The sequence below is a fragment of the Nonomuraea cypriaca genome (genome assembly GCF_015645445.1).
In the GTDB taxonomy this organism is placed as follows: Bacteria; Actinomycetota; Actinomycetes; order Streptosporangiales; family Streptosporangiaceae; genus Nonomuraea; species Nonomuraea cypriaca.
Window position 1 is genome coordinate 1 of record NZ_JADOGI010000412.1, and the last position, 4571, is coordinate 4571.

4 protein-coding genes are annotated in these 4571 nt (G+C 70.1%); 1 reads left to right on the plus strand and 3 read right to left on the minus strand.

Annotated features, from left to right (window positions below; translation table 11 throughout):
* On the minus strand, positions 1-1066 hold a 1066-nt coding region (locus tag ITP53_RS53920; protein WP_195903234.1), incomplete at its 3' end, for a zinc-dependent metalloprotease.
* A 169-nt stretch (positions 1067-1235) separates the two neighbouring features.
* A complete protein-coding gene (gene dacB, locus ITP53_RS53925; protein WP_195903235.1) occupies positions 1236-2645 on the minus strand; it encodes a D-alanyl-D-alanine carboxypeptidase/D-alanyl-D-alanine endopeptidase in 1410 nt (469 codons plus the stop codon).
* 132 nt (positions 2646-2777) lie between these two features.
* On the opposite strand from dacB, the gene ITP53_RS53930 reads away from it, so the two are divergent.
* A complete protein-coding gene (locus ITP53_RS53930) occupies positions 2778-3275 on the plus strand; it encodes an inorganic diphosphatase (RefSeq protein WP_195903236.1) in 498 nt (165 codons plus the stop codon).
* Positions 3276-3280: 5 nt separating this feature from the next.
* Here ITP53_RS53930 and ITP53_RS53935 read toward each other — a convergent pair whose 3' ends face one another.
* Positions 3281-4396: a C40 family peptidase gene (locus tag ITP53_RS53935; RefSeq protein WP_236052210.1), complete on the minus strand. Its 1116-nt coding sequence runs from the start codon at positions 4394-4396 to the stop codon at positions 3281-3283.
* Between the last annotated feature and the right edge of the window lie 175 nt (positions 4397-4571).

Below are 4571 nucleotides of genomic sequence, written 5' to 3' on the forward strand. Positions count from 1 at the left end.
GGGCCGGGGTGCCGATGACGCGGTGGATCCAGGCGTCCGGGTCCGTGATCTCCTGGGGCGTGGGCAGCGTCTCAGGCGAGGTCCACACCTTGTTGAAGCCGTCGATGCCCACCTGGTCGACCACCTTGCGGACGAACGCCGAGCCCTCCGCGTACTGCTTCATCTTGATCTCGATGCCCAGCAGGCGCCGGACCGTGCGGTCGACGCGGGAGCCGCCCTCGCGGCGCTGGGCGAACTTGGCGCGGATCTCCGCGACGGACGGCACCACGGAGGGGCCGACCGCGTCCATGACGTAGTCGCCGTGGCCCTCCACGAGGGTCATCACGGCGGTCAGCCGGTCGAGGATCTCCTTCTGGCCCGGGGACTGGATGGCGTCGATGAGGTTGCCCTCGCCGCCGCGCACCACGTCGGCCACCGTGTCGGCGGCGTTGCGGAGGCGTTCGAGGAGGGTGGGCAGGTCGAGGTCCGAAGCGAGCAGGAACTCGGTCATCTGGGAGCGGACGTATTCGCGCAGCCACGGCACGCCCGTGAACTGGACGCGGTGGGTCTCCTCGTGGAGGCAGACCCACAGGCGGAAGTCGTGGGGGTCGACGCCCATCTCGCGCTCGGCGTAGACGATGTTGGGGGCGACGAGGGTCAGGCGGCCGATCGGCTCCTGGCCCGTGGGGTCGGGCGGAAGGAAGAGCTCGTACTGGCCGAGCACCCGGGATGCGAGGAAGGCCAGGACCGCCCCGACCTCGACGCCCGTGATGCGGGAGCCCACCGCGCTGACGATGGCGGGCGGCGGGTTGGCGCCGCCGCTCATGCGCTGCGTCAGCGGCTCCAGCACTACGCGGAAGCCCTCGACGTTGGCCTTGATCCAGCCGGGCCTGTCGACGATGGTCGCGGGTTGCGGCGCGGTCTCCGTGTGGATCTTCGTGAACTCGCGCACGTGGCCCTCGGCCTCGCGTGACAGGGTGCGGAGCTCGGTGACGGCCTGCCTGGCCTCCTCCCGGCTCACCTGAGGACCGGGGCGCACCAGGCGCGCGCCGGTCGAGACGGCCAGATCCCAGTCGATCACCTGCATACCGTCCACCGTACGTGCTTCGCGGTCAACCCGCGAAGGAGCACCGGGTACGGACGCGGGATCGCGATTAAAAAGATTTCAGCGACTCTCCGGCGATCAGCGAAGACGGTCGGGACCACCGATCAGAACCACGATCAGGATGGCGATCAGAACGCGATCGGGATGGCGGTCAGGAACGCGCGACGATGGCCGCGAGCCGGTCGAGCACGGGCTCGGCGTTGACCGGTACGCGATCCGCCATGAAGGCGAACGTCACCAGCCGCCCGTCCTTGGTCGTCGACAGCCCCGCCAGCGTGTTGACGTTGTTGAGCGTGCCGGTCTTGGCGCGTACGAGCCCCACCTCGCCCTTGCTGTCGCCAGAGGTGAAGCGCTTGCCGTTGCCCAGTGTGCCCGAGAAGCCGGCGATCGGCATGCCGGAGGCGATGGCGTGGAGTTCGGGGTGGTTCGGGGAGCCGGCCATGGCGATGATCCTGGCCAGGACGTTGGGGGTGATGCGGTTGCGGGTGGACAGGCCGCTGCCGTCGGACAGGGCGACGCCCTGCGTGATCCCGAGCCGCTGGAGCACCGCGACGACCGCCTTCGCGCCCCCGGCGAACGACGCCTCCTGCCCCTCCTTGATGGCGACGTGCCTGAGCAGGGCCTCGGCGAAGTCGTTGTCGCTTTCCGTGAGCGTGTGCTCCACCAGGGCGTAGATCGGCGCGGAGTCCACCCGGCCCAGCTCGGCGGCCCCCGCGGGCGCCTTGGCCGCGCGTACGGACTTGGCCACGGACAGGCCCTGCTTGGCCAGCAGCTTGGCGAAGGCGTCTGCGGCGTACTGGGGCGGGTTGTCCACGCGGGGGTAGTTGTGCCTGGGGTCCTGCCGGCCTTCGTCCATGGCCAGGGCGTAGATCGGCGCCACGTTGCCCTCGGGGTCGATGTAGTTGGGCTTCCAGCCAGGGGCGATCGGCGAACCGACGAAGAGGGACGTGTCGTACGACAGGGTGACCTTCTTGATCCCCTGGGACTTGAGCGTGGCGGCGGTGCGGGACGCGAGCGTGGCGAGGCCGGCCTGCTTGGGGAAGGACGGCTTCGCGGAGGGGCCGGCGAGCAGCAGGTCGCCGCCGCCCACGAGGATCACGGTGCCGGGCTTCGCCCCCTGGACCGTTCTGGTGGACAGGCGGGTGTCTGGGCCGAGCGAGGCCAGGGCGGCGGCGCAGACGGCGATCTTCGTGGTGGAGGCGGGCGTGACCGCGGTGTCCGCTTCGGCGGCGAAGATCTGCTCGCCGGTGGTCGCGTCGATCACGGCCGCGCCGACCCTGCCACCCAGCGCTTTGTCACCCAGGGCACTGGTGAGCTGCCGCGTCAAAGTAGTCTTAGTCGGGAGAGGTCCGTCTCCTGCCTTCGCCGAAAGCTGGGCCAGCACAGGCCCCGAGGTGACCACGGGGACGGGGGGTGACGCCGTCGGCTTGGCCGGTGCGGGCTGCCTCGTCAACGCGCCCAGGCTGAAGCCGGTGGTCATCGCGTAAACGCCGATGACGATCGTCACGGCCTGGAGCACGACGAGAGTGGTCAGTATCACCCACCGGTCGTGCCGCGCCACGTCGCCTGTCCTCTCTCCTGTGTTCGTTTACGAGACATTAACGCTCAGCCGGGGCTCCCGGGGATCTGAGCGCGACAGAGTACGCCGAACCCTGTCAGGGGAGGCGGCCTCGACGCATGAGAAAGGACCGCGGTGGAGTTCGACGTTGTCGTTGAGATTCCCAAGGGACAACGGAACAAGTACGAGGTGGACCACGAGACCGGGAAGATCAGGCTGGACCGGCTCCTGTTCACCTCGACCCAGTACCCCGCCGACTACGGCTTCATCGAGCACACCCTCGGTGAGGACGGCGACCCGCTCGACGCCCTGGTGTTGCTGCAGGAGCCGACGTTCCCCGGCTGTTACATCACGTGCCGGGCGGTGGGGATGTTCCGGATGACCGATGAGAAGGGCGGTGACGACAAGGTCCTCTGCGTGCCTTCCACCGATCCGCGGATGCACCACATCCAGGACATCCATCACGTGTCGGAGTTCGACCGGCTGGAGATCCAGCACTTCTTCGAGGTCTACAAGGACCTGGAGCCCGGCAAGTCCGTCGAGGGCGCCAACTGGGTGGGGCGCATCGAGGCCGAGGCCGAGATCGAGCGCTCCTTCCGGCGGGCGCAGACCGAGGGACGTCATCAGCACTGATCCGATCACTGGGGCCTGGTGGCGCCCACCAGGTCCCCACGCCAGATGGGAGCGACCCGCACCACGTCGCCGGTCTGCGGCGCGTGCACCATCTGGCCGCGGCCGACGTAGATCCCGACGTGGTGGATGGTCCCTGGGTCGGCGCTGATGTGGCCGAAGAACACCAGGTCACCGCGGCGTAGCTGGTCCAGGGGCACGTGCGGCCCCGAGGTCCACTGGGTGCCCGTCCAGTGGTCCAGCCGGACGCCCACCCGTTCCCAGGCGCGCATCGTCAGCCCGGAGCAGTCGTACGTCGCCGGGCCGTCGGCCGCCCACACGTACGGCTTGCCGAGCTGGCTGAGCGCCCAGTTCGCGGCGACGTCGCCCACGGTGGAGCCGCCCACCAGCCCGGCCAGGGACACCGCCCGCCGCGCGGCCAGCAACTGGGCCCGGCTGCGGGCGGCGTTCACCCGGCGCCTGAGCGTCTCCGTACGCGCTCGCAGGCCCTTCGTCTCCCGTCGCTGCGCGGCCACGGCCGCCCGCGCGTCGATCTTCGCCTGCCTGGCGCGCTCCGCGGCGGCCTTCTGGGCCGCGTAGGCGTTGTCGGCCTGGATCCGCAGGATGTCCGCGACCTCCTGGGCGTCGCGCATCCTGCGCAGGATCGCGGCCCGCTCGCCGCCCAGCTGCCCGAGGATCCCCGCCCGGTGCAGCAACCCGTCGGCGCCGCCCCTGTCCATGATCATGCCGACGACCGGATCCATCACCACCGCGCCGCCGTAGCTCTCGGCGGCAAGCAGCGCGACGTCCCGCCTGGCCAGCTCCACCTCGGCGTCGGCCGCCGTCAGGCGGGCCCTGGCCTGCTCGTGCGCCTGCTCGGCGTGCCGCAGGCGGACCACCTCGCCGTTGTACGCCTCCACCAGGCGTTCCACCTCGTCCGCCAGCCGATCCAGCCGCGACTGTGCATGGGCCAGCTTCGCGTTCACGGTCGCCAGCTTCTTCGAGCGTTCCCGCACGGTATGCCGGGCCCTGTCCACCTCACTGTCCACCTCGCCGGAGGATGGGCGGCGGGGATCGGCCTCGGCCGGCGGGCACAAGGTGGCGATCAGGCAGCCGACCAGCAGGAACGCCCGGAATGCGCGCATAAATCCCCCTGGGAACAGTGGTCACTTTGTGCACACGGTTCCCGGGACTTCACTCACATAAGGTCATCCGCAGGTCAGGGGTGTTCGATAGGACGTCAGCCGCTGCCCGTGGGGCTCATCGGGGGCGCCTGGGTCGGCGTGGGAGGCGTCGTGTTCGGCGGTGGGGTGGTCGGGG

Bases quoted from the DNA above. Each gene is read 5' to 3' on its own strand.
- ITP53_RS53935 (WP_236052210.1), bottom strand. From the start codon at position 4,396: ATGCGCGCATTCCGGGCGTTCCTGCTGGTCGGCTGCCTGATCGCCACC.